Consider the following 6000-nt stretch of genomic DNA (forward strand, 5'->3'; position numbering starts at 1 on the left):
ACCTAGCCAACTGACGTTGTTAGTGAATACAATATTCACAATATTACAGCCAATAGAGTTTTTTCTATTGGCTTTTTTTTCGTCAAAACTTCTCTAACTATTAGCGATAAATTGCTTACGTAGTAGCTCAATTTTATCTCGTACCTGTGCTGCCATCTCAAACTCTAAATCTTGAGCATGCTTATACATTTCGGCTTCTAATTTATTGATCTTCTGATCAAGTTCCTTGGCGGTAAATAAGGCATATTCTGCTTCAGGTTCGGCCACGTTTGATAATTGTTTCACTCGAGATGGTTGAGTGGACTTTTTACCAATCGTTGCCTCGCCCAATTCCATTATATCTTTGATATCTCGTTTTAATGACTGCGGTGTAATGCCATTTTTCTCATTATAATCAACCTGTTTCTCACGACGTCTATTGGTTTCATCCATTGCACGTTTCATCGAGCCTGTAATTTTATCTGCATATAAAATCGCTCGCCCTTCAATATTTCGAGCAGCTCGACCTATGGTCTGAATGAGTGAACGCTCTGAACGTAAAAACCCTTCTTTGTCGGCATCCAAGATAGCAACCAACGACACTTCGGGCATATCGAGCCCCTCTCGAAGTAAGTTAATACCGACCAATACATCAAACTCCCCTAAACGTAAATCACGAATGATTTCCACTCGTTCAACCGTGTCTATATCCGAATGAAGGTACCGAACTTTAACGTTATGCTCATGAAGGTATTCAGTCAGATCTTCGGCCATCCGTTTGGTTAATGTCGTCACCAATACTCGTTCATTCTTTGCCGAGCGAATTCGAATTTCAGACAGTAAATCATCCACTTGAGTCGCCACGGGCCGAACCTCTAGCTCTGGATCAAGTAGTCCAGTTGGGCGAACAACTTGTTCAGCAATTTCATTGTCTGACTTTTCAAGTTCATAATTACCAGGAGTTGCTGAGACAAATATCGTTTGAGGAGCGAGAGATTCAAATTCATCAAACTTAAGCGGGCGATTATCTAAAGCAGAAGGTAAACGAAAACCAAATTCGACTAAGGTTTCCTTTCGAGAACGGTCACCTTTATACATTGCACCAATCTGTGGGACCGTGACATGTGATTCATCAATGATCAAAATGCCATCACTCGGTAAATAATCAAACAACGTTGGAGGCGGCTCACCTTCTAAACGGCCGCTTAGCAAACGAGAGTAATTTTCTATGCCAGAGCAAAAGCCCAATTCATTCATCATTTCGACATCAAAATTAACTCGTTGCGAGATGCGCTGTTCTTCCAGCAATTTATTGTTGTCTATAAAATAGGTTTTACGAGAAGCGAGCTCTTCTTTAATATTTTCGATGGCTTCTAAGATGCGTTCTCGAGGTGTGACGTAGTGCGTTTTAGGGTACACAGTATAACGAGCAAGATTACGTTGAAGAATGGCGCCTGTTAATGGATCGAAGATACTAATATTTTCAATTTCATCATCAAACATCTCAACCCGCACCGCCTCACTATCGGACTCTGCCGGATAAATATCAATAACTTCCCCACGAACACGAAATTGCCCACGCTCGAATGTCATATCATTGCGGGTATATTGCAATTCAGCCAAGCGTTGAATCATTGAACGCTGATCGGTAATATCTCCACGACGTAAATGAAGCATCATCTTTAAATAAGAGTCAGGATCGCCAAGACCATAAATAGCAGAAACGGAGGCGACAATAATGGCATCTTTGCGCTCCAGCAAAGCTTTCGTCGCTGACAATCGCATCTGTTCTATATGAGCATTAACGGACGAATCTTTCTCAATAAAAGTATCGGTAGTGGGAACATAAGCTTCGGGTTGATAATAATCGTAGTATGAGACGAAAAATTCTACTGCATTGTTAGGAAAAAAAGCCTTCATCTCTCCGTATAGCTGAGCTGCAAGTGTTTTATTTGGCGCGAGTAAAATAGCAGGACGTTGTGATTTGGCAATCACATTTGCCAAAGTAAATGTTTTGCCTGATCCCGTGACACCTAACAATGTTTGACTTGCAAGGCCGGATTCTAACCCTTCCAATAATGTATCTATTGCACTTGGCTGATCACCGGCAGGATCATAAGACGAAACCAACTCATATTTTTTACTCATACACCATCTCTTTTGCTAATTCATTCTACCGGGACTGGCGAGTTTATTGTGGCTAGAGTAGCAAATAACATGCAAGAACTATTTTGCTATCTTTTATATCATTTCATTCATTTTGATCTGGTATCTTCAATTTTCTTCTGTTAATATCTTTCCCCCTCATGATCGATTCAGATCATTATTTTTATAATTTAATCCACTGCTTTTCCCCATGCTTGCTAATTATTGTTAGCATTTAGCTAATTCCATGACTTTTCATTTTTACAATCCCAACCTGTGCATATCAATATTAAATAGAACAAAAACAATAAGATACACAGAGATAATTAGCATATTTCTAATCATGTAATTATTTCTCTAATGTCAGAAAATAAGTTAATCAAGATTAATTAACACACTTATCCACAAATTTGGTGGATAAGTAAATATACCCAAGAGCCGACAAGGGATACAGGAAAGTAAAGTTTTTTTTATCATTTTTTTCTATTCGATTCCGTTGACACATCTAGCCCTTATGGGTAATATGCGCGTCGCAAAGCAATTCCCCCTTAGTTCAGTTGGTAGAACGGCGGACTGTTAATCCGTATGTCGCAAGTTCAAGTCTTGCAGGGGGAGCCAAATTTGAAAAGAAGCCACGTCGAAAGATGTGGCTTCTTTCGTTTCCAACGATTGTTGTTTAAAATTTTCCTTAAAAAATTAACGACTCATATTCTCGAGTCCCAACTGTTTATCGAGTAAAACACTATCTTAGACATACCATATGATCACAAAGATAAAACCTTACCTTTCCTTGGTTGTTATTCGTCAAATAAACTCGGATAATACCCTACTCATTAAAATAGCAACGCGTTGATTATGACCGAATATCTTTTGTTGTTGGTAGGCACTGTACTGGTCAATAACTTTGTACTGGTTAAGTTCCTTGGTTTATGCCCTTTTATGGGTGTATCAAAAAAATTAGAAACGGCAATAGGCATGGGGTTTGCGACCACGTTCGTACTGACTCTCGCGTCAGTGTGTTCATATTTAGTCGAGAGCTATATTTTAAAACCATTCGCCATTGAGTACCTCAGAACCATGAGCTTTATTTTAGTTATTGCTGTTGTGGTACAATTTACGGAAATGGTGGTACATAAGACCAGCCCAACTCTATATCGCCTGCTTGGAATTTTTCTGCCGTTAATCACAACTAATTGTGCGGTTCTTGGTGTGGCCTTACTTAACATCAATGAAAACCATAACTTCATTCAGTCAGTCATTTACGGTTTTGGTGCGGCTTTAGGGTTTTCTCTTGTGTTAATCCTATTCGCGTCAATGCGTGAACGCATTCAAGTTGCTGATGTTCCTACCCCTTTTAAAGGAGCATCTATCGCCATGATCACCGCTGGACTTATGTCTTTAGCATTTATGGGCTTTACCGGGTTAGTGAAACTATAATGAACGCTATTCTTATCGCCATCATTGCCCTTGCAGCGCTTGCCGGTATTTTCGGAGCAATCTTGGGGTTTGCATCCATAAAATTCAAAGTTGCCGGCGATCCGATCGTTGAACAAATTGACAATATTTTACCGCAAACTCAATGCGGTCAATGTGGTTACCCTGGGTGCCGACCATACGCTGAAGCCATTGCTAACGGCGATATCATTAATAAATGTCCACCAGGAGGGCAAGCTGCAATAGAAAAGCTTGCCGATTTATTGGGCGTGGATGTTCCTGACTCAACACAAGATACAGCAGAAAACATCAAGACCGTTGCCTTTATTCATGAAGATATGTGTATCGGCTGTACTAAGTGCATTCAGGCGTGCCCAGTAGATGCGATTATTGGTGGTACTAAAGCATTGCATACAGTAATAAAAGATGAATGTACCGGGTGTGATTTATGTGTTGTGCCTTGTCCTACCGATTGCATTGAAATGATTCCAGTTCACGACACTCCCGAAACCTGGAAATGGCAGCTAAATGCAATCCCTGTTGTCAATGTTGATACTCCTGCGCACGGCGTTAACCTTGAAGAGAAGCAAAGCTAATTATGTTGTCTTTGATTGAGCAAATAAAAACAGGACGACTTTGGGACTTTCCAGGCGGTGTCCACCCACCTGAAAATAAACGACAGTCAAATCAGGCGCATCCTGTAGAGGCGTCACTGCCATCACAATTGGTTTTGCCCCTAAAGCAACACATTGGGAAATCGGGAGATTTATCGGTTTCAGTCGGTGATAAAGTCCTCAAAGGTCAAACGTTAACACACTATACTTCAAGCTTTATGCTTCCGATTCATGCGCCTACATCTGGCGTTATTTCTGCTATTGAAAAGCGTACTATTTCTCACCCTTCTGGATTAGAGGATCTATGTATTGTTCTCGAACCTGATGGCGAAGACAGGTGGATTGAGCGGCAATGTACGACAAACTTTCAGCTTCATAGCCCAGAATCGCTAATTGAAGAAATTCGCGATGCCGGGATTTCAGGTTTAGGCGGCGCTGGCTTCCCGACTGCCAAGAAAATCCAATCTGGGATAGCGCGCACTGAAATATTAATTATCAATGGTGCGGAGTGCGAACCGTATATCACTGCGGACGATGTATTGATGCAACACTATGCGCAGGAGATCGTTACAGGTATTGAAGTGGTCAAACACATCCTTCAACCTGAACTTGTATTAATCGCAATCGAAGATAATAAACCACAAGCCGTTGAAGCCATGGCAAAAGCTGCGGCCGATAAAGATTACGTGATTCGCGTTATACCAACAAAATACCCGTCAGGTGGTGAAAAACAACTGATCAAGGTACTCACAAATAAAGAAGTACCGAATGGTCGCTTGCCAGCAGATATTGGTGTCGTGGTACAAAATGTCGGGTCTCTCTTTGCGATTAAACGCGCCATTATTGACAACGAACCTCTAATTCAACGATTAGTTACTCTAACTGGCAACTGTTTTCAAGAGCAACGAAATGTATGGGCTAAGTTAGGTACGCCCGTTAGCGCATTGCTCGAAGAGTTCAATTATCAAGAGGATAAACGTCATCCTAGATTAATTATGGGCGGCCCAATGATGGGCTTTACCCTCCCTCATGCGAACGTCCCGATTACCAAAACGTCGAATTGTATTTTAGCGCCCAAGAGTAATGAGCTCGCCACCGACTCAGTAGAAATGGCGTGTATTCGCTGTGGGCAATGTGCTGAAGTGTGCCCAGCTTCTTTGCTGCCTCAACAATTGCTATGGCATGCGAAAGCACAAGAACATCAGAAGTGTGAAGAATTACATTTAAAAGATTGCATTGAATGCGGAGCTTGCGCTTATGTCTGCCCAAGTGAGATACCTCTAGTCCAATATTACCGCCAAGCGAAAGCGGAAATTAATACGCAAAAACGAGAGGCTCAGGCATCAGAACGCGCCAAGCAACGCTTCGAAGAGAAAAAAGCGCGTTTAGAGCGGGATAAAGCAGAACGTGAAAATCGCTTTAAGAAAGCAGCAGATGCTCGCCGAAGCGAAATGAAACAACAAAGTGGTGGCGATGATGCGATTGCTGCAGCGATTGCGCGGGTGAAAGCGCAAAAAGAGAGTTCAAGCTCACCAGCTGACACCCCCGTTAAACCAGCCGTTGCTGCCGCAATTGCCAAAGCAAAAGCCAAACAACAAGCAGCTTTAAAAGCGGGTGAAGCAGAGCCAAATAACCAAGAAATGATTCGTCTTAGAGAAGAGCGAAAGCAGCTTGCAAGGCAACGTAAAGCTGCTCAACAAGCTCAGTCACAGCCAGATCAAGACGACACCGTTAACATCGATACGACCGAACCAACTGCAGAAGTCGATCCGAAAAAAGCCGCCGTCGCCGCTGCGATTGCGCGAGCCAAAGCACGCAAAGCTGAGCA

The 6000-nt window shown here is 42.1% G+C and carries 4 protein-coding genes and 1 tRNA gene; 4 read left to right on the plus strand and 1 reads right to left on the minus strand.

The window, feature by feature from the left end:
* Nucleotides 1–93 precede the first annotated feature (93 nt).
* Nucleotides 94–2127 carry an excinuclease ABC subunit UvrB gene (gene uvrB / locus ACWU4D_RS16575; RefSeq protein WP_456052560.1) on the minus strand — a complete coding sequence of 678 codons (2034 nt, stop codon included), beginning with the start codon at nucleotides 2125–2127 and terminating at the stop codon, nucleotides 94–96.
* Nucleotides 2128–2666: 539 nt separating this feature from the next.
* On the opposite strand from uvrB, the gene ACWU4D_RS16580 reads away from it, so the two are divergent.
* The 4 genes from ACWU4D_RS16580 to rsxC all read left to right on the plus strand — a co-directional run.
* Nucleotides 2667–2742 (plus strand) — tRNA-Asn (locus tag ACWU4D_RS16580).
* A gap of 237 nt (nucleotides 2743–2979) precedes the next feature.
* The gene (gene rsxA / locus ACWU4D_RS16585) at nucleotides 2980–3561 is read left to right on the plus strand and encodes an electron transport complex subunit RsxA (RefSeq protein ID WP_456052561.1); all 582 of its coding nucleotides are present in this window, start codon (nucleotides 2980–2982) and stop codon (nucleotides 3559–3561) included.
* The gene (rsxB, locus tag ACWU4D_RS16590; protein WP_456052562.1) at nucleotides 3561–4154 is read left to right on the plus strand and encodes an electron transport complex subunit RsxB; all 594 of its coding nucleotides are present in this window, start codon (nucleotides 3561–3563) and stop codon (nucleotides 4152–4154) included. The genes rsxA and rsxB overlap by 1 nt, the downstream gene beginning before the upstream one ends.
* 2 nt (nucleotides 4155–4156) lie before the next feature.
* A partial coding sequence (gene rsxC, locus ACWU4D_RS16595) for an electron transport complex subunit RsxC (protein WP_456052563.1) occupies nucleotides 4157–6000 on the plus strand: 1844 nt, incomplete at its 3' end.

The organism is Vibrio phycocola (genome assembly GCF_053850235.1).

What these genes read in the sequence shown, in the direction of transcription:
- uvrB (WP_456052560.1), bottom strand. Translation starts at nt 2,127, where the DNA reads ATGAGTAAAAAATATGAGTTGGTTTCGTCTTATGATCCTGCCGGTGAT.
- rsxA (WP_456052561.1), top strand. Translation starts at nt 2,980, where the DNA reads ATGACCGAATATCTTTTGTTGTTGGTAGGCACTGTACTGGTCAATAAC.
- rsxB (WP_456052562.1), top strand. Translation starts at nt 3,561, where the DNA reads ATGAACGCTATTCTTATCGCCATCATTGCCCTTGCAGCGCTTGCCGGT.